This is a genomic window from Streptomyces sp. NPDC003023 (assembly GCF_042888225.1).
Classification (GTDB): domain Bacteria; phylum Actinomycetota; class Actinomycetes; order Streptomycetales; family Streptomycetaceae; genus Streptomyces.
Genome location: NZ_JBIAPL010000014.1, coordinates 91172 through 110327, shown reverse-complemented (window position 1 = coordinate 110327; position 19156 = coordinate 91172). Strand labels below are relative to the sequence as shown.

The window sequence follows — 19156 nt, the reverse complement described above, 5'->3', positions numbered from 1 at the left end:
ACAGCTCCTGCGGAGCAGGGCAATGGGCTGGGATCCGCCGCCAGGGCGGATCCCAGTGCTTTGACCCGCACGTAAGATGCGGGGTCGCTAGTTTGTGAGCGTGACCATGAACCGGGTGAAGCGGGCGTTCAAGTACCGCTTCTGTCCGACGGATGCGCAGGCGGCGGAGCTGTCGCGCACGTTCGGGTGCGTGCGGAAGGTCTACAACCTGGCGCTCGCGGCACGGTCCGAGGCGTGGACGCTCCGTCAGGAGCGGGTCGACTACAACGCCACCTCGGCGATGCTCACCTCGTGGAAGAAGTCCGAGGAACTGGCTTTCCTGTCCGAGGTGTCGTCGGTGCCGTTGCAGCAGACGCTGCGGCATCTGCAGGGCGCGTTCACGAACTTCTGGCTGAAGCGGGCCAAGTATCCGGTCTTCAAGTCCCGGAAGAAGTCGCGGAAGTCCGCCGAGTACACCACCAGCGGTTTCCGCTTCCGCGACGGCAGGCTGACCCTCGCCAAGATGAGCGAACCGCTGGACATCGTCTGGTCCCGCCCTCTTCCCGCAGGTGCGACGCCGTCGACCGTGACCGTGTCGCAGGACGCGGCCGGGCGCTGGTTCGTCTCGATGCTGTGCGAGGACATCCCCGCGACCATGCCCGAGACTGCGAACGCTGTGGGGGTCGACGCGGGGATCACCAGCCTGGTGACACTTTCCACCGGGGAGAAGGTCACCAACCCCACGTTCGAGCGCAGGGACCGTGCCCGTCTGGCCAGGGCCCAACGGGTGCTGGCGAAGAAGGCCAGGGGTGAGGGGGCGAACCGGGCCAAGGCCCGGCGCAAGGTCGCCAAGATCCACGCCCGTATCGCCGACCGCAGACGCGACCACCTGCACAAGCTGACCACTCGTCTCGTTCGTGAAAACCAAACGATCGTGATCGAGGACCTGACCGTGCGCAACATGGTCAGGAACCGTTGCCTGGCCCGCGCCGTCTCGGACGCGGCCTGGACCACGATGCGCGGCATGCTGGAGTACAAGTGCGCCTGGTACGGAAGGGACCTGGTCGCCATCGACCGCTGGTTCCCCTCCTCCCAGCTGTGCTCGGCGTGCGGCACGTTGCGGGGCACGATGCCACTGAACGTCCGCACCTGGACGTGCGTGTGCGGCACGACCCACGACCGGGACGTGAACGCAGCGAAGAACGTGCCGGCCGAGGGGCTCTCGGTGACATGTGGAGCAGGTGTAAGACCTCAACGGAGTTCTCCGGGCGGGCAGCCGGCGACGAAGCAGAAAACCCCACGGCGCGAGCCGTAGGAATCCCCCTCCTTCAGGAGGGGGAGGATGTCAAGTGAAGGCCTCGATCCTGACGCCGGCCGCTTCCAGTGCGGCCCGTACCCGTTCGGCCAGTTGGACCGCGCGGGGGGTGTCGCCGTGCAGGCACAGGGAGCGGGCGCGGACGGGTACGGATGTGCCGTCCGGTGTGGTGACGCGGTGTTCGCGGGCGAGGGTGACGGCCCTGTCGGTGACCTGGGCGGGGTCGGTGATCAGGGCTCCGTGCGAGGTGCGTGGGACGAGGGTGCCCGCCGCGGTGTAGGCGCGGTCGGCGAATGCTTCGGCGACCGGGGTGAGGCCGGCGTGCCGGGCCTGGGTGTGCAGGGCGGAGCCGGGCAGGCACAGGACGGACAGTGCCGGGTCGGCGCGGGCGGCTGCGGCGGCGACGGCAAAGGCCTGTTCGGGGTCGGAGACGATGCGGTTGTAGAGCGCGCCGTGCGGTTTGACGTAGGTCACCGCCGTTCCGGCGGCCCGGGCGAAGACCTGGAGGGCGCCGATCTGGTAGGTGATCTCGTCGGCGAGTTCCGCGGCGGGTACGTCCATGGGGCGGCGGCCGAATCCGGCCAGGTCGCGGTAGGAGACCTGGGCGCCGATCCGCACGCCGCGTTCGGCGGCGATGTCGCAGACGCGGTGCATGATGCCGGGGTCTCCGGCGTGGAAGCCGCAGGCGATGTTGGCGCTGGTGACGACCGACAGGAGGGCCTCGTCGTCGGTGAGGGTCCACCGTCCGAAGCCTTCTGCGAGGTCTGCGTTGAGGTCGATCACGGTGTCTGTCATCGCTGCCCTGTCCGGTCGGCAGTGCGCCGGGACGGGTCGGCGGTCCGCCGGCACGGGATGCGTCCGCGGCTTCGTCCCGGGGCGGGGAACGGGTTTCGACCCTACTCCGGTCATGCGTCTCCCCCGTCGTACCAGGTCCTGCGTGGTGGCCGGTGTCGGCCGGTGGTGGCCGGTGGTGGCCGGCCGGGATGCTACGACGGAGTCGTCACGGGCCGCGTCACCGTGCGGAGCGCGGGTGCGGCACAGATCCGGGAAGGGACGGGGACAGGTCATGTCGCAGTTCGAGATCCGTGGTGCGAGCGCGTTCGAGATCGGGCTCATGCGGGAGTGGGCCGAACAGGAGGGCTGGAATCCGGGCGACACGGACGGTCAGGCGTTCACGGTCGCCGACCCGCAAGGTTTCCTGACGGGTCGTCTGGACGGGGAGCCGGTGGGCTGCATCTCGGCCGTGCGCCACGGGGCGCGCTTCGGGTTCGTCGGCTTCTACATCACACGCCCGGAGGTACGCGGGCAGGGATACGGGATGCGGCTGTGGCGGGCCGGTCTGGAGCGTCTGGCGGGCCGGGTGGTGGGGCTCGACGGCGTGGTGGACCAGCAGGAGAACTACGGCAGGTCCGGGTTCGTGCGGGCGTGGAACAACGTCAGGTTCGAGGGGACGCCTGCGCCGGAGGCGGCGCAGCCGCCGCCGGGGGTCGAGCTGGTCGACGGGCGTTCGGTGCCGTTCGGGCAACTGGCCGCCTATGACCGGCGGTTCTTCCCCGAGTCGCGTGAGGCGTTTCTCGCGGCGTGGGTGCAGCTGCCCGGCCGGGTCTCGCTCGCCGCGGTGCGCGACGGCGAGCTGTGCGGGTTCGGTGTGATCCGCCCGTGCAGCGGCGCCTCGCGGATCGGGCCGCTGTATGCGGCTGACGCGCGGGTGGCGGCGGCGCTGTTCGCGTCGCTGGCGGCGGGCGGGGAGGCGGTGGCCGTGGATGTCCCCGATCACAACCGTGCGGCCGTGGAGCTGATGGACCGGCTGGGGTTGTCGCCCTCGTTCGAGGCGGCCCGGATGTACAGCGGGCCGGTGCCGGAGGTGGAGCGGGGCGGGATGTTCGGCGTGGCCAGTCTGGAGCTCGGCTGAGCCGGTGGTGTGCCGCGGGTCAGAGGCGGGTGAGGTCGAGAGTGTAGGCGTGGCCGGGGCGGCCGCCGGCGAGGGTGGGGCCGGTGGTGATGAATCCGGTGCGGGTCAGGACGGTCTGTGAGGCGATGTTGTCGGTGGTGGTGACGGCGCGCAGGGTGGTGAGGCCGTACCGGGTGACGGCGAGGGCGCAGATCTCGCGGACGGCCGCGGTGGCGAGGCCCTGTCCGGCGGCCTTCTGTGCGATGCGGTAGCCGAGTTCGGCACTGGTGCCGTCCACGTCGACGAGGTTGACGCGGCCGAGGACGGTGCCGCTGTCGTCGGTCAGGACGTGGAAGTGGCACAGGCCCTGGTCCTGTTCGTCGAGCAGGGCGCGGTGGCGGGCGGTGAAGTCGGTGAAGTAGTCGTCGCCGCGGTCGGGGATCGAGGCGGCGAAGTAGGCCCGGTTGTCCTGTTCGAAGGTGAGCAGGGCGGGGGCGTGGCCGGGGGTCAGGCGCTGGAGGTGGGGCATGGGGGCACGGTACTGACTGTGCCCGGGGGGAGGGCGGCCGGGTGGGACGGTCCGGCCGCCGTGGTGCGCGGGTGCCGTGGTGCGCGGGTGCCGTGGTGCGCGGGTGCCGTGGGGGGTGGGGGCCGTCACGGGGTGCGGGTGATCCACCGCTGGAGGGCGGTGTGGGTGGTGTCGTCGAGTGCGCACAGGGCTTCGATGGCGGCGAGGTCGCCGGGAAGGGGTGCGATGCCGGCGGCGGTGAGGGCGGCGTGGAGGTCGAGGCGGCGCCGGTCGGCCGGTTCCAGCGGCAGGGGGACGCGCCGGTCGGGGTCGGGGGCGGCCAGGAAGTAGTCGCCGGGCTCGAAGACGGGGTGGGCCGCGGGCTCGGGCCGCTCGTCGAGGACAGCGGCGCCGGGGAAGCGGTAGGGGTCGGCCGTGAATCCCGCAGCCGGGGTGATGGTGGATGCCTGCCAGCCTGTCATGGGGTGCCTCCTCGGTGGTGTGGTGCAACTGATGGTGAGGACTGCGGGCGGGCCCATGGCAGTTGCAGTACGGACTGATTGCCACCCGGATGTCCCCTATGGCATTTCTTCACATGTGAGATGAACCGATTCGGCGGGCCGTCCGGTGGGGGCGGGCTCCCGGGGTGCCGCGGGCAGGCGCGGGCCGTGGTCCGTGCCTGCCCGCGAGGGGGAAGGAGCTGGTCAGGGCGTCGGCGCCGGTGGCTGCGATCTCGCGGGCCGAGCCGGTGACGTCGCACCGGCCGTCCGCGAGGGGGTGTCGCGGCTGTCGAGGAAGCCGGCGAAGACGTCGGCGCACGGTTCGTCCGGTCCTGGCCGCCGCCGGCGACGTCGCGCAGGGCTTCCTGCGGCGGGTACGGCCTCCGGGCGCCGTCGGCGCGGCCCGGACAGTTCGCCCGGTGCGGCCGGGGCGGGGCGCGGTGTCGGGCGGGGCTTGGGGCGGGGCGGATCGGGGCGGGGCGGATCGGTGTGGGGTGGTCAGGCGGCGAGGCGGGCGGGGACGGGGCGGGCGGGAGCGGTGCTCTCCGCGTCGACCAGGGCGAGGAACTCGTCCCAGTCGAAGACCCGTTCGGCCCGGTGGTCGGTGACGGGGCCGTGACACCACAGCACGGGGCGCGGGTGGCCGGCGTCCAGGAGGGCGTCGCAGTTGCCGGGTGAGTCGTCGAGGAAGACGTCGGTGAACCGGCACGCCTTGTCGGCGGCGATGGTCAGCGAGTCGACGGGGAAGTCCCAGGCGGCCAGCCACGCCGCGGTGCGGCGCCAGGCCAGCGGCGCCGGTACGCCGGTGATCGCGCGGGCGGTGACGTAGTGCAGCCGGTGGCCGGCGCGTGCCAGTGCGCGGGCCGACTCGAGCGCGCCGGGCAGCGGGGCGCCCTCGGTGAACAGCACGTCGTCGTGGACCGAGCGCCCGCACAGGGCGAAGAACTCCGCCTCGCTCAGGCCCCATTGGTGCACGTACCAGTCCCACGACTCGGCCTGCGCCGAGCAGGGGCGGCCCAGGGTGCCCTCCGCGTAGCGGGCGACGACGTCGACGAACGGGTAGAGCACCCCGTCGATGTCCAGACCGATGTCCAGTGTGCGGGTCATCGCAGCCCTCCCTGGCGTCGACGGCGGGGCGGCGGCCCAAAGCGGCGGCGGCGCCCGGTCCGCATGGTGGGCCGCTGCCCGCAACGCCCGCGCAACGCCCGCGGTGCGGGCCGGGCGGGCGGGGCGGTGGGCCGGGCGGGCGGGACCGGGGCGGGCTTGCACTCGGCTTGCTCCCGGCGCGGTTCGCTGGCGGATGGACGCCGGGACCGTTCCACCACGCCGAAAGGGCCGCGCCTGTGACGCAGTACGAGCACGCCGAAGCCGCCGAAGCCATCGCCGTCGTCGGGATCGGCTGCCGCCTTCCGGGCGGGATCGACACCCCTGACGCGTACTGGACGTTCCTGATGGAGGGCCGGGAGGCCGTCGGGGACCTTCCCGAGGGGCGCTGGGACTCCTACGCCGGCCGGCCGGGGGCCGCCCGTGCGCTGGCCGGCGCACCGCGGCGCGGCGCGTTCCTCGCGGACGCGGCCGGCTTCGACGCCGCGTTCTTCGGCATCACCCCGCGTGAGGCGGAGCTGATGGACCCCCAGCAGCGGCTCGCGCTGGAGACGGGCTGGGAGGCCCTGGAGGACGCGGGTATCGCCCCGCACACCCTGGCCGGTTCCGACACCGGCGTGTTCATGGGCGCCGGGAGCGACGACTACGGGCGCCGGATGCTCGAGGACCTGCCGACGATCGAGGCGTGGACGGGGATCGGCGCGTCGCTGTGCGCGATCGCCAACCGGCTGTCCTACGTGCTGGATCTGCGCGGCCCCAGTCTCGTCGTCGACACGGCCTGCTCGTCGTCGCTGGCGGCGCTGCACCTGGCCTGTCAGAGCCTGCGTGCCCGCGAGTGCACGCACGCACTGGCCGGCGGGGTGCATCTGGTGGCCGCGCCGGGCCTGTCGATGGTCCTGGACGCCGCCGGCGCCACCTCGCGCGACGGGCGTTCCAAGTCCTTCGACGCCGCGGCCGACGGCTACGGCCGCGGGGAGGGCGTGGGCGTCCTCGTCCTCAAACGGCTCGCGGACGCCCTCGCGGACGGCGACCCGGTGCGGGCCGTCGTGCGCGGCAGCGCGCTGGCCCAGGACGGCCGTACGAACGGGATCATGGCGCCCAGTGGCGCGGCGCAGGAGCAGGTGGTGCGTGCCGCGCTCGCCCAGGGCGGCGTTCCCGCGCTGTCGGTGTCGTTCGTGGAGGCGCACGGCACCGGTACCCGGGTGGGTGATCCGGTCGAGGTGGGGGCGCTGGCCCGGGTGTTCGGGGCGGGCCGGGAGGCGGGCGGGCGGTGTCTGATCGGGTCGGCGAAGGCCAACATCGGGCATCTGGAGGCGGCCGCCGGGGTCGCCGGGGTGATCAAGGCGGTGCTGTCGCTGGAGCGCGGTGTCGTGCCGCCGACCGCGAACGTGAACGAGCTGAACCCCGATGTCGACTGGGCCGCCTCGGGGCTGGACGTGCCGACAGGGCCGGTGCCGTGGCCGGCCGGGGACGCGGTGCGGCGGGCCGGGGTGTCCGGCTTCGGATACGGCGGCACCGTCGGCCATGTCGTACTGGAGCAGGCACCGCCCCGGGCGGGGGCTCTTTCCGGGGCTCGCTCGGAGGGGGCCGCGGATGTCCCTGCGGAGGCGGAGGAAGGGGGCGGCGGGCCGCGGCTGTTCGCGCTGTCGGGCGCCGGCGGTGAGGACGTGCGGGCGCAGGCGGCGTCGCTGGCGCGGTGGCTGCGCGGTCCCGGTGCCGGAGCGCCGCTGGACGGTGTCGCCCACACGCTGCTGGCCCGTCGCAGTCACGCCGCCCACCGGGCCGCCGCCGTCGCCTGTGGTCACGGCGCTCTCGCGGCGGCACTGGATGTGATCGCCGAGGGGCGCGACGCGCCCGCCGCCGTCACCGGGCAGGTCCTGCCCGGTGCCGGGCGCGGCGCTGTGTGGGTGTTCTCCGGCCACGGCTCCCAGTGGGAGGGCATGGGGCGCGAACTGCTGGCGCACGAGCCCGCGTTCGCGGCCGTCGTCGATCTGGTCGAGCCCGTGTTCGTGAAGGAGCTGGGGGTCTCGGCGCGGCGGGTGCTGTGCGAGGGGCCGCTCGGCGGGACCGATCTCGTCCAGCCGATGATTTTCGTGGTGCAGGTGGGGCTCGACGCCGTCCTGCGGGCCAAGGGGCTCGCCCCGGCGGCCGTGGTGGGCCATTCGGTGGGCGAGATCGCCGCCGCGGTGAGCGCCGGGGTCCTCGGTGTGGCGGACGCCGCTCGGCTGATCTGCCGCCGCTCGCTGCTTCTGCGCCGGGTGACGGGACGCGGCACGATGGCCATGGTGGGCGCGGGGTTCGAGACCGTGCGGCAGCGCCTGGGTGGTCGCACCGATGTGGTCGCCGCGATCGCCGCCTCCCCCGTCTCCACCGTCGTCTCCGGCACGCCGGAGGCCGTCGACGCGCTGTGCGCCGAGTGGGAGGCCGAGGAGGTGATGGTGCGTCGTGTCGCCTCCGACGTCGCCTTCCACAGCCCGCAGATGGAGCCGCTGCTCGGTGAACTCGCCGCCGCGGCGGCCGACTTGCGGGTGAGCGCGCCGCGGGTGCCGCTGTACTCGACGGCGCTGGACGATGCGCGTTCGGCCGCCGTGCGGGACGGCGCCTACTGGGCGGCCAACCTGCGCAATCCCGTGCGGCTGGAGGGGGCGGTGCGGGCTCTGGCCGAGGACGGGCACCGGGTGTTCGTCGAGCTGTCGGGCCATCCGGTCGTCACCCACTCGGTCGGCGAGACGCTGGAGGCGGCCGGGCTCGACGACGTGCTCGTCACCGCCACCCTGCGCCGCGAACGGCCGGAGCGCGCCACCCTCCTCGCCCATCTGGGCGCCCTGCACTGCCACGGCGCGGCCGACGCTCTCGCCGTGCCGGGCGGGCCGCTGACCGCGCTGCCGCGCAGGGCCTGGCAGCACGTTCCCTACTGGCGGGCCGTCTCCTGCCCGGGGCCTGTGGCCGAGGAGCACGACAGCGCCTCGGGCACCCTGCTGGGCGGGGAGGTGACCTGGGCGGGCGCCGTCTCGCCGAGGCTGTGGCGCACCCGTCTCGACGAGGACTGCCGGCCCTATCCCGGCTCGCACCCGATCCACGGCGTCGAGGTGGTGCCCGCCGCGGTGCTGCTGAACACGTTCCTCGCCGCCGGGGGCACCGACACGCTGCGGGACGTGGCGCTCAAGGTGCCGGTCGCCGTCACCGGTGAGCTGGAGGTGCATGTGGTGCGCCACGACGACGAGATCCGTCTCGCCTCACGGCGCACCGCCGCCGGCGCCGGGGCCGCCACCGGAAGGGACGGCGGTGCGGCGCCGACGAGTTGGAGCACCCACACCACGGCCCGGCTCGCCTCCGGCGGCGGGGGGCACGAGGGCGTGGCCCCTAGCGGTGACGACGGGTGGGACGAGGCGGCAGCCGTGCGCCTGGACCCGGGCGCGGTGCACGAACGTCTGCGGGCGGTCGGTGTCGCCGATGTCGGATTCCCCTGGCGGATCAGCGAACTCGCCTCCTGCCGAGGGCAGTTGCGGGCGCGGGTGCGGCCCGCGCCGGGCGGGGGCGACTCCCCCGCCCTCGCCCGCGCCTCCCTGCTGGACGCCGTCTTCTCCATCGCCCCGCTCGTCTTCCCCGACGACGGCCGGCTGCGGATGCCCGCCGCGGTGCGGCGTGTTCGGCTGCCGCTCGCTCTGCCCGATGTCGTCACCGTGCAGGTCACGCACTCCCCAGGGGCCGGCGGCGACACCACCGGCGCGGTGGTCCGCGACGAGGACGGGCGGGTCCTCGGCGTCCTCGAGGACCTGGTGTTCGCCACCCTCGACGGCGGCGCGGGCAGCGGCCCCGGGCTTTCGCCGCAGCGTGTGACCCACACTCTCGGCTGGTCCGCAGCCGGGCTCAGCGCCGAGCCCCGCGCCCGGCTGCGGACCCTCGCCCTCATCGGCGACGGCGCACCCGGCTCTCTCGCCGAGGACGTCAGCCGCGCGCTCGGCGGGGCCGGGCTGCGCTGCCTGCACGCGAAGGACGCCGACGCCCTGGCCGGCATGGTCGACGAACTCGGCCCGCACGACGCGGTCGTGGTCCTGCCCGATGTGCGCGGCCCGCTGGCCGGTGCGGCGCGCCGCTCGGCCTGGCGGCTGGCGTCGATTGCCCAACTGCTGCTGGAGCGCTGCGGTTCCCTGCCGCCGAGGCTGTGGGCACTGACCCGCGGTGCCTGGGAGGCCGCCGGTGACGACGCGATCGCGCAGAGCGCCCTGCTCGGCCTGGTCCGCATCGTCGCGGGCGAGCACCCGGAGCTGCATGCCCGCGGCGTGGACCTCGACCCCGACACCCCGCCCGGCCTCCTCGCCGGGCCGCTGGCCGAACTGCTGCGCTCAGTACCGGAGTCGGACGTCTACCGGGTGGGCGGCGACGGGGTGCGGGCCGCCCGGCTCACCCCCTTGGCGGCCGGGCCCGGCGAACGTCCCGCAACGGACCGGGACGCTGATGCGGGCGGCGCGGATGCGGGTGGCGTGGACCCGGGCGGCGCGGACCCGGATGCGGGTGCGGGCTCGGATGCGGGCGTGTGCCGGGCGGACGGCACGTATCTGATCACCGGCGGGTTCGGCGCACTGGGCCTGGAGGTCGCCGACTGGCTGGCCGGCCGGGGCGCGCGGCGGATCCTGCTCGCCGGCCGCACCGCGCTGCCGCCGCGCCGTACCTGGCCCGCGCAGAGCGATCCGGCCACCGTGCGGCGTATCGAGGCGGTCCTGCGGCTGGAGGCGCGCGGGGTGAGCGTGACGAGCGTGGCCGTCGACATCGCCGACGGTGCCGCGGCGCGTGCGGCGCTGGACACCGACGCGCTCGGCCTGCCGCCCGTGCGCGGTGTCGTGCACGCGGCCGGAGTCCTCGACGACCGGATGCTCGGCGACCTCGACGAGGCGTCGCTGGAGCGGGTGCTGGCGCCCAAGGCGGGCGGTGCGCTGGTGCTGCACGAGCTGTTCCCGCCCGGCAGCACCGACTTCTTCGTGCTGTTCTCCTCCGTCGGCTACCAGCTGGGGCTGACCGGCCAGTCGAGCTACGCCGCCGCCAACGCCTGCCTGGACGCCCTGGCCCGCCACCGGCAGGCGGCCGGTGACAGGGGCAGCACCGCCTACGCGTGGACGTCGTGGCGCGGTGCGGGAATGGCGGTGAGCGACTTCGTCGACGCCGAACTCGCCGACCGGGGCTGCGGATCCGTCGATCCGGCCGACGCGCTGCGGGCCTGGGAGTACGCGCTGGGCCGCGGCGCGCGGCCGTACGTGGCCGTGCTGCCGGTCACCGGCGCCGCCGGCCTGCCCGTCCTCGAGGAGCTGTCCGCCCCGGCGCAGGAGGCGTCCGACGGGCCGGGCGCCGTGCCCGGCTTCCTGGCCGAGGGGCTGACGCGGGAGGAGCTGGAGGTGCTGCTGCTGGCCGAGGTCGGCCGGCAGATCGAGGCCGAACTGGGGTTGAGCGCACAGCGGTTGGACGTCGACCGGCCGCTGACCGAACTGGGCCTGGACTCGGTGATGACACAGGTCCTGCGGCGCGGCCTGGAGCGGCGGCTGGGTCTGAAACTGCCCGCCACGCTGGTGTGGAAGCACCCCACGGCCGCCGCCGTCGCCGCGTTCCTCGCCGCTCTGCTGGCCCCCTCCCCCGCGTAACACCCCCTGACCACCTTTCCGTTGTTCCCCGTGCCGTCATGAAAGGACCGTCCCATGCGTCACGACGACATCCATCTCGCCGCCACCGGTGCCTGGCACCCCAAGACGGTGCCGGTCGACGAGGCGATCGCCGACGGCCGCTACAGTCGCGAGTACCAGCGTGCGACGGGGCAGCAGCGGGTCGCCGTCTGCGACGACGACGCCGACTCGCAGCCCGCGATGGCGATGAGGGCGGCACGGGCCGCGCTCGGCCGTTCGGGGATCGGGGCGGAGCGGTTCGCGCTGCTGCTGCACGCGGTGGCCACCCACAACGGGCTGCCCGGCTGGAACGCCGCCGCCTATCTGCAGCATCACGTACTGGACGGGCACGGCGTCTCGCTGGAGATCCACCAGTTGTCGAACTCGGCCGTCGGCGCGCTGGAGCTGGCGTGCACGCATCTGGCGGCCGGTCCGGCCGGACGGGCGGCGATGATCACCGCCGCGGACCGGTTCGGCGACGGCGCGTGGGACCGGTGGCGGGCGGCGCCGCCGGTGTTCGTCTTCGGTGACGGCGCGAGCGCCGCCGTGGTGACCCGCGGGGAGGGTTTCGCCCGCGTCGTGTCCACCGTGTCGATGGCCGACACGGGCCTGGAGGGCATGCAGCGCGGGGCGATGCCGTTCTCGGCCGACCCGCGGGCCGGCTACCCGATCGGCTTCTTCGACCGGGTGATGGAGTTCTCCGACACCCTCGGCGGCGGGCTCGACGAGGCCAAGCGCCGCATGGCCGACCTGATGCACCGGGCCGGTGCGCTGGCCCTGGCGGAGGCGGGGATCACCGCGGACGACGTGCGGTGGGTGGCCGGGCCCGCGCTGGGCAGAGAGGCCCTGTACGAGCAGTGCCTGGACCCGCTGGGCATCGGTATCGACCGCTCGACCTGGCCGTTCGCCCGCCGGATCGGGCACGTCGGCTGCACCGACCAGTTGGCCGCCCTCGACGACCTGATTGTCTCCGGTGCGGTCGGGGCCGGTGACCGGGTGGTGGTCGCAGGGCTGGGCGGCGGCTACAACTGCACTGTCGCCGTACTGGAGTTCACCGCCGCGCCCGGGGCGGACCGATGCCGCTGAGCGGAGCCGCGGTGCGGCTGCCCGAGGACGTGCACCGGTTTCTGTCGCCGGGCCGCTACGTGGACAGCGCCCACCCCGCGGTTCGGGAGGCGGCTGCCCGGATCGCGCCGGGCGCCCGGGGCTCGGAGAAGGCCCGTGCCCTGTACGAGCGGGTGCGCGACCAGGTCGCCTACTGCAGCATCCCGCCGGGCCGGGCGATCTCCATGGGCGCCTATCTGCGGGACGCGGAGACCTACCGGGCCAGCAGTGTGCTGGCCGAGGGGCACGGTTTCTGCGTGAGCAAGGCGTCGCTGCTGACGGCGCTGGCGCGGGCGTCCGGGATCCCGGCACGGGTGGCGTTCGCCGATGTGGTCAACCACCACTACAGCGGGCGGCGATTGCGGGCGGCGACGGGCACCGACGTGTTCGCCTGGCACGGCTACAGCGAGCTGTGGCTGGACGGCCGGTGGGTGAAGGCCACGCCGATGTTCCACCAGGAGCTGTGCGAGCGGCTGGGGGTGGCGCCGACCGGGTTCGACGGCGTGTCGGACGCGCTGCTGCCGGCCACCGACCGGCGCGGTGCGGCGTTCTTCTCGTACACGGCCCGGCACGGCAGTTTCCACGACGTGCCGGCCCGGTTCCTGACCACGCAGATACCGCGCCGGTATCCGGGGCTCGACGAGTACCGGCAGATGGCGGATCCCGGTGCCGCGCCGCCGGGGTGACACCGTGTTGGCGGCGGCCGTGCCGGTGCCGTCCCCCGTGGCCGGGGACCGGCACCGCTCGCCGTGGGACCTTGCGGGGGCCGCGGGGCCGCGGAGTGTCAGACGGTGCGCGGCGCGTGGGGCGGCAGGTGCGGTGGCATCGCCGGCGCGGTGGGGGCCGGTCCGGTGGCGGTGGCGCGGCCGTGGACCTTCAGGCAGTGGGCCAGGCAGCCCAGGGCCGCCGTGCACAGCAGGGTGCGCACGATGTTGGTGGTCTCCCAGATGCCCTTGAACTTGTCGACGAGGGCGAAGTCGGTGACCTTGGCCGGGTCGCCGAGCTGCGCGAGTTCCATGTTCAGGGGGATGTTGACGGAGAACGTGATGAGCAGGGCCACCACGTAGAGGGACGCGGCGACGGTGGCCCACAGGGCCGGTGAGCGGCGGCCGCGCCGGAACTCGATGACGGCGGCGGCGGTGGTGGCGCCGAACGCGGCGATGAACACGAGCGCGAACAGGCCGCTGTTGTCGATGAGCTGGTTGAAGTTCTGCATCGCCTCGACGTAGACACGGTCGTGGGTGCGGGCCAGGCCCGGCATGATCGAGATGTCGAAGGTGAAGAACAGACCGGACATCAGGCCCATGGTGACGGTCGAGATCACCAGCAGGATGCCGGCCGTCCTGCTGGGCGCGGGGGCCTGCGGCCGGGAGGGGGGCCGGGGCGGCACGGGCGCGTACGGGTTCGCAGGACCGTACGGCTGGTACGGGTGGGCGGTCATCGGCAGTCCTCACTGTGGGCGTGACGCGCAGCTCGCGAAAGGTGCCGGGCCGACGCGCGCGAGCGCAGGAAGCCTAGGGACGGGGCGGGTACGCGGGCCAGGCCGCCCGAGCGGTGCTGGACGCGGTCTCGAGGCGAGGGGGCGGCCGCAGCGGTGGCGGCGGTGCGGGGACCAGCGGGTTTCGACGGTTTCTCGAGCGGTCGTTGAGAGCGTGCCCGGGGCGCTGTCCGCGCCGGCACGCTCTTTTTTTGGGGAGGCCGTCATGTCCGTGCAGCTCTTCGACAAGCCCGCCCCGGTCGCATCCGATGCATCCGATGCGGGCGGTGCGTCCGATGCGTCCGATGCGTCCGGTGCGGGCGGTGGGGGCGGGCCGCGGGGCGCGGGACGGCCGGCGGCCGCGCTCGCGGTGATCGCCGGCTGCAACGCGATGATCCAGCTCGACGATCCGATCGTGAACGTCGCGCTGCCCGGGATGCGGGCGGACCTCGGTCTGTCGGCGGTCGGCGCGTCGTGGGTGGTGGGCGCCTATCTGCTGGTCTTCGGCGGGCTGCTGCTGCTCGGCGGCCGGGCCGGTGATCTCCTGGGCCGGCGGCGTGTGTTCGTGGCCGGGGTGTCGCTGTTCACGGCGGCCGCCGCGCTGCGGGGGGTCGCCGTGTCGGGCGAGATGCTGATCGCGGTGCGGGCGGTGCAGGGCGCGGGGGCCGCGCTGGCCGCGCCCAGCGGGCTGGCGCTGCTGCTGAGCATGTTCCCGCAAGGGACGGCGCGGACGCGGGCGATCGCGGTGTGCACGGCGGTCGGGGCGCTCAGCACGGCGGGCGGTCTGCTGCTGGCGGGGGCGCTGACGAGCTTGAGTTCCTGGCGGTGGGTGGTGTGTCTGGAGGTGCCGCTGGGGTTGGCGATCGTGGTGGCGGCGCCGTTCGTGCTCGCCGAGACGCCGCGTGCCCGGGGCCGCTTCGACGCGGCGGGTGCGCTGGTGTCGGCGCTGGGGGCGGCGGCGCTGGTGTTCGGGCTGACGCGGGCCGCCGAGCGGCCGCTGGGTGATGTGACGGTGGTGGGCAGTGCGGTGGCGGGGCTGGTGCTGCTGGGTGCGTTCGGGTGGATCGAGCGGCGTGCCCGGCAGCCGATCGTCGTGCCCGCGCTGTTCGCCGACCGGGACCGGCTGCTGGCGTACGCGGCGACGGTGGCGGTGCCGGGCGCGTTGATCGGCACGTACTTTGTCCTCAGCCAGTTCTTCCAGGCCGAGCGGGGCTGGCCCGCGCTGGGGGCGGCGGGTGCGCTGCTGCCGCTGCCGGCCGCCATGGCGCTGACCGCCGGGGTGTGTCCGCGGCTGCTGGGGCGCCTGGGTGCGCGGCGGTTGCTGGCCGTGGGCGCGGGGCTGCTGGTGTGCGCGAACGTGTGGCTGGCCGTGGGCGCGCGGGGGCCGTACGCGGTGGCGGTGCTTCCGGCGCTGGTGCTGCTGGGGGTGGGGATGGCGTCGTGTGTGCTGCCGCTGACGGTGCTGGCGACCTCGTCACTGTCGCCGGCCGACGCGGGGGCGGCGGCGGGGGTGCTGAACGCGGTGCAGAGCGTGGGGGGTTCGGTGGGTCTGGCGACGCTGGTGACGGTGTCCGCGCAGGGGGCGGGCATGGCGGGCGGGTTCGCGACGGGGGCGGGGTTCGCGCTGCTGGTGCTGGGGGCGGCCGTCGCGCTGCGGCGGCGGCCGGTCCGCCCGCCGGTCGGGTGATCCGAGCGGCGTGGATGTCGGGGCAGTCTCCGCAACCGGTACGGCCGTCCTCTCGACGTCGGCTTGCAGGGAATCAAGGTGTTGCTTCCCTGCAAGCCCTTAGGTGGTCGCACAGGGTGGGTCGTACGCCAGTTGGGGAACGTGCCGGCTCCATTGCTGCCGGTTCAGGGCGCCGGAGCTTGCGGCACAGATGCGGCTGATGGCGGACTCGACGTTCAGGTCCCAGAGCGTGGCCACGCCGTCGTCGGTGGTGGCGGCCAGGGTCCGGCTGTCCGGGCTGAACGCCATGACGGCGACGAATCCGGTCTCCACGGTCAGCGGCAGGCCGATGGGGGTGGGGCGGTCGGGGTCGGTGACGTTCCACAGGCTGATGGTGCCGTTGTCGGTGTGGCCGGCCGCTGCGAGGGTGTTCCCGTCCGGGCTGAACGCCACCGACCACAGGCTGCCGCCGGGCACCGTCAAGGGGTCGCCCCTGCGGGTGAGGTGGTGGGGGTCGGTGGCGTTCCACAGGGTGACGGTGCCGCGGCTGTTCCCGGTGGCGAGCGTGCGGCCGTCCGGGCTGAACGCCACCCAGGTGTGGGTGGCGGTCGGCTGTTCGATCGGCTGCCCGATGCGGACCCCGGGGTCCGTCGTGCTCCACAGTCCGACGGTGCCGTTGCTTCCGTCGCCGCCGGCCGCCAGCATCGTGCCGTCGCGGCTGAACGCCAGGGACATGACGGACGACGTGGCGGAATTGGAGACGCCCGGCCGGGAGACGGGGTGCGCGGGGTCGCTGACGTCCCACAGGGCGATGCTGCCGTGCTCGTGGTCCCCGGCCGCGGCCAGGGTGCGGCCGTCGGGACTGAACGTCAGGGAGAAGATGAGCCCGTCCGCTCCGGTGAGGGTCTCACGGAGGCGAACGGGACGGCTTGGGTCCGCGGTGTTCCACAACGTGACGGTGCCGCCGCTGTCGCCTGCGGCCAGGGTGCGGCCGTCCGGGCTGAACGCCACGGCGTTGACCGGGTCCCCTGGACCTTTGAGCGGTTCACCGCGGGGAACCGGGTTGTTCGGGTCGGTGGTGTTCCACAGCGAGACGGTGTTGTTCTGGTTTCCCGCGGCCAGGGTCCGGCCGTCCGGGCTGAACGCCACGGATGCCACATTGCCCGCGGCACCGATGATCCGGGTCGGCGGCAGACTCCACAGATCGACGTTGCCGTCGGTGTTTCCAGCGGCGAGAGTACGGCTGTCCGGGCTGAACGCCACGTCGGTGACCGCGTCGCCCGGGCCGGTCAGCGGCCGGCCCAGGAGGCCGATGGCCGTGGGACGGGTGACGTTCCACAGGTGGATGGTGTGGTCGGCGCTGCCCGCCGCAAGGGTGGTTCCGTCGGGGCTGAAGGCCACCGACATGACGGGCTGGGCGGGGCCCGTGAGCGGTTTGCCCAGGCGGGACGGGCGGTCGGTGTCGGCGCCCTTCCACAGGTGGACCTTGCTGTCCGAGGATCCGGCGGCCAGGGTTCGGCCGTCGGGACTGAACGCGAGAGTGCCCACGGAGTGCCCGGTCTTCACCGTGTGACGGCGGTCGGGACGGGCCGGGTCGGTGAGGTCCCACAGGCTGATCGTGCCGGCGTCGTCGTCGCACGCGGCGGCCAAGGTGTGACCGGTGGGGCTGAAGGTGACGCGATGGGAGAAGACATCGGGGCAGTCCAGGCTCAGGGGCGCCCCCACGGGGCGGGCATCGCCGGGGCGGGTGAGATCCCACAGGCTGACCAGTCCGGCGTGCCATCCTGCGGCCAGGGTACGGCCGTCGGGACTGAACACCAGCGATTCGATGGTCGTCGCGGCGTCGAAGCCCTGAACGGCGGGAGCCTTCGGCCGGCCGAGCAGGACGGGGTGGCTGGGGCTGGTCAGGCTCCACAGGTCGACGAATCCGCCGGAACCGCCGTCTCCGTTGTCGCTGGTGTGGCCGCCGACCGCCAGCACCCGGCCGTCCGGGCTGAACGCGAGCGACAGGATCGAGTTGACGGAACGGTCCACCGGCACGGGTTCGCCCAGCGCCACCGGACGGCCGGGATCGGAGACGTCCCACAGCCGGACCAGCCTCTGGTTGACGTTCCCCGCCGCCAGCATGTGTCCGTCGGGGCTGTAGGCCACGGTGTACACCGCGCCGCGCGGGCCGGGTAGCCGGATGGCCAGCGGTGTGTTCTCGGTCGAGATGAGCCGGGAGGCCGCCTCCGGGGCGGGGTCCATGCGGTAGGAGGTCAGCGCGAGTTGAGCGGACAGTGAGGGATCGGTCGGTGCCAGTTGCACGGACGCGGAGGTGACGGCGGCGTTGATGGCCCGGTCACGGGCTCGCAGGGCGTCGGCCTCCTGCCGGAAGGCGAACACCGCGGCCATCGAGGCGACCACGGCCAGGGCGGTGATGGTGGCGACCGCGGCGCGCCGGAGCCGTTGCCCGCGCCGCTGGTGGCTGCGGGCGGCTGTCAGGAAGGCCCGGGCGGCGCCGCTGAGTTCCGGCCCGTGCGTCCCGGCCCAGTCGAGTGCGGCCTCCAGGCGGTTGCCGCGGTACAGCACGGCTGCCTCCCGGTCGGCCTGTTCCCAGAGCGCGGCCGCCTCTTCCAGGTCCTGTCGCAGGAGATTGCCGTTGCGGTCGTGCTCGATCCAGGCCCGCAGCTGGGGCCAGGCGCGGATGAGCACCTCATGGGTCATCACCACCGTGTCCTGGTCCCGGGTCAGCAGCCGGCCACGGGTGAAGTCGTCCAGGACCCTGCCGGCCGCTTCCCGGTCCGGCGCGTGACGCAGCAGTCCGTCGTACCGGACGCGCCGGCGGCTGTCGTCGGCGTCGCGTCCCACGATGACGAGCCGCAGGAACACCCACCGTGCGGCCTCCTGGCAGGGCGGCGGCAAGGTGTCGTAGAGCCTGTCGGCCGTGGTGGCGATGGCGCCCTGGATGCCGCCGGTGACGCGGTATCCGTCCACGGTGAGTGTGTGGCCGTGGCGCTGCTGCCAGGTGGCCCGCAGCGCGTGTGCGAGCAGCGGCAGCCGGCCCGTGATGCTCGTGCCGGCCGGTCCGCTGACCGCGCCCAGGTCCGCCAGCAGCAGCTCGACGAGGCCGTCCTCGACGTCGAGTCCCACGTTGTCGGCCGGGCGGCGGATCGCGTCCTTGAGTTCGTCCTCGCTCATCGGTTCCAGCAGGACGGGTCCGGCCTGGAGCGCCGCCCGGAGTCGCGGATGGGCCGTGCACGCGGCATAGAAGTCCGCGCGCACTCCCAGCACCACGACCGCACCGCCCGCCGGGCGGGCCAGACGGTCCAGTACGTCGATGAACCACTGCCGTTCGCTCTCGTCGGCGCAGGCCGTGAAGACCTCCTCGAACTGGTCGACCACGACGACCAGGCCGGCGGACGGTGACGTCCCGGTGGGGGCCGGATCGGCGGCTTTGGTGACGAGCTCGCGCAGCTCGTCAAGGCACTGTGCGGGATCGGCCTGCCACGCCGCTGCCGTGCGCCGGGCGGTGTCGGTGTCGGTGTCGAGCCCGGCTGCGGCGGCCAGTGCCAGGGCCGGGGATGCCGTCGGGGTCAGCAGCAGCCGCGGCCAGGTGCTCGAGCCCGCCACCGGCAGCCGGCCGTCGTCCAGGGCCGGCAGCACTCCGGCCGCGAGCAGGGACGACTTCCCGGCGCCCGAGGGGCCGATCAGCACCAGCGGGCCGCCCTCACGCATCCGGGCGTCCATCCGCTCGCACACGAGGTGAACCATGCGCTCACGGCCGTAGAACCACTGCTTGTGCCGCGCGTCGAACGGGGCCAAGCCCGGGTAGGGGCAGAGCACTTGGTCGGCGCCGGGACCGGGCACGGTTCTGCGCCCCTGGTCACCGAGGCGGATGTGCATGTCGCGGCCGGCCTGGAAGGAGTCGCCCCCTCCCGTCACGGTCGCCTCCTGTTTCGGCTGCCACAGGGGCGGCCTG

The 19156-nt window shown here is 74.0% G+C and carries 12 protein-coding genes; 6 read left to right on the top strand and 6 right to left on the bottom strand.

Features of this window, described 5'->3' with window-relative positions; genetic code table 11:
• Nucleotides 1–106 precede the first annotated feature (106 nt).
• Complete coding sequence (locus tag ACFYV1_RS31620) at nucleotides 107–1294, top strand: RNA-guided endonuclease InsQ/TnpB family protein (RefSeq protein WP_389399130.1); 1188 nt, start codon at nucleotides 107–109, stop codon at nucleotides 1292–1294.
• A gap of 30 nt (nucleotides 1295–1324) precedes the next feature.
• Here the strand turns inward: ACFYV1_RS31620 and ACFYV1_RS31615 are convergent, their stop codons facing one another.
• Entirely contained in the window at nucleotides 1325–2089 is a 765-nt protein-coding gene (locus tag ACFYV1_RS31615; protein WP_389399067.1) for a LamB/YcsF family protein, read from the bottom strand.
• Between the two features lie 271 nt (nucleotides 2090–2360).
• On the opposite strand from ACFYV1_RS31615, the gene ACFYV1_RS31610 reads away from it, so the two are divergent.
• Complete coding sequence (locus tag ACFYV1_RS31610) at nucleotides 2361–3206, top strand: GNAT family N-acetyltransferase (protein ID WP_389399066.1); 846 nt, start codon at nucleotides 2361–2363, stop codon at nucleotides 3204–3206.
• Between the two features lie 19 nt (nucleotides 3207–3225).
• On the opposite strand, the gene ACFYV1_RS31605 is transcribed toward ACFYV1_RS31610, so the two are convergent.
• From ACFYV1_RS31605 to ACFYV1_RS31595, 3 genes are all read right to left on the bottom strand, one after another.
• Nucleotides 3226–3714, bottom strand: a complete 489-nt coding sequence (locus ACFYV1_RS31605) for a GNAT family N-acetyltransferase (protein ID WP_389399065.1) — start codon at nucleotides 3712–3714, stop codon at nucleotides 3226–3228.
• Between the two features lie 125 nt (nucleotides 3715–3839).
• Nucleotides 3840–4175: a hypothetical protein gene (locus tag ACFYV1_RS31600; protein WP_389399064.1), complete on the bottom strand. Its 336-nt coding sequence runs from the start codon at nucleotides 4173–4175 to the stop codon at nucleotides 3840–3842.
• A gap of 516 nt (nucleotides 4176–4691) precedes the next feature.
• Nucleotides 4692–5300: a hypothetical protein gene (locus ACFYV1_RS31595; protein WP_389399063.1), complete on the bottom strand. Its 609-nt coding sequence runs from the start codon at nucleotides 5298–5300 to the stop codon at nucleotides 4692–4694.
• Nucleotides 5301–5536: 236 nt separating this feature from the next.
• Here ACFYV1_RS31595 and ACFYV1_RS31590 point away from each other — a divergent pair, with 236 nt between their 5' ends.
• From ACFYV1_RS31590 to ACFYV1_RS31580, 3 genes are read left to right on the top strand one after another with little or no spacing between them, the layout of a single operon-like run.
• A complete protein-coding gene (locus tag ACFYV1_RS31590) occupies nucleotides 5537–10930 on the top strand; it encodes a beta-ketoacyl synthase N-terminal-like domain-containing protein (RefSeq protein WP_389399062.1) in 5394 nt (1797 codons plus the stop codon).
• A gap of 54 nt (nucleotides 10931–10984) precedes the next feature.
• Nucleotides 10985–12034 (top strand): ketoacyl-ACP synthase III family protein, encoded by a 1050-nt coding sequence (locus ACFYV1_RS31585; protein WP_389399061.1) that lies wholly within the window; start codon nucleotides 10985–10987, stop codon nucleotides 12032–12034.
• Nucleotides 12025–12738 carry a transglutaminase family protein gene (locus ACFYV1_RS31580; protein ID WP_389399060.1) on the top strand — a complete coding sequence of 238 codons (714 nt, stop codon included), beginning with the start codon at nucleotides 12025–12027 and terminating at the stop codon, nucleotides 12736–12738. The genes ACFYV1_RS31585 and ACFYV1_RS31580 overlap by 10 nt, the downstream gene beginning before the upstream one ends.
• Before the next feature lie 98 nt (nucleotides 12739–12836).
• On the opposite strand, the gene ACFYV1_RS31575 is transcribed toward ACFYV1_RS31580, so the two are convergent.
• The gene (locus ACFYV1_RS31575) at nucleotides 12837–13493 is read right to left on the bottom strand and encodes a DUF1772 domain-containing protein (RefSeq protein ID WP_389399059.1); all 657 of its coding nucleotides are present in this window, start codon (nucleotides 13491–13493) and stop codon (nucleotides 12837–12839) included.
• A gap of 262 nt (nucleotides 13494–13755) precedes the next feature.
• Between ACFYV1_RS31575 and ACFYV1_RS31570 the strand changes: the two genes are divergently transcribed.
• Nucleotides 13756–15216 carry an MFS transporter gene (locus tag ACFYV1_RS31570; protein WP_389399058.1) on the top strand — a complete coding sequence of 487 codons (1461 nt, stop codon included), beginning with the start codon at nucleotides 13756–13758 and terminating at the stop codon, nucleotides 15214–15216.
• A 99-nt stretch (nucleotides 15217–15315) separates the two neighbouring features.
• On the opposite strand, the gene ACFYV1_RS31565 is transcribed toward ACFYV1_RS31570, so the two are convergent.
• The gene (locus ACFYV1_RS31565) at nucleotides 15316–19119 is read right to left on the bottom strand and encodes an AAA family ATPase (RefSeq protein ID WP_389399057.1); all 3804 of its coding nucleotides are present in this window, start codon (nucleotides 19117–19119) and stop codon (nucleotides 15316–15318) included.
• Between the last annotated feature and the right edge of the window lie 37 nt (nucleotides 19120–19156).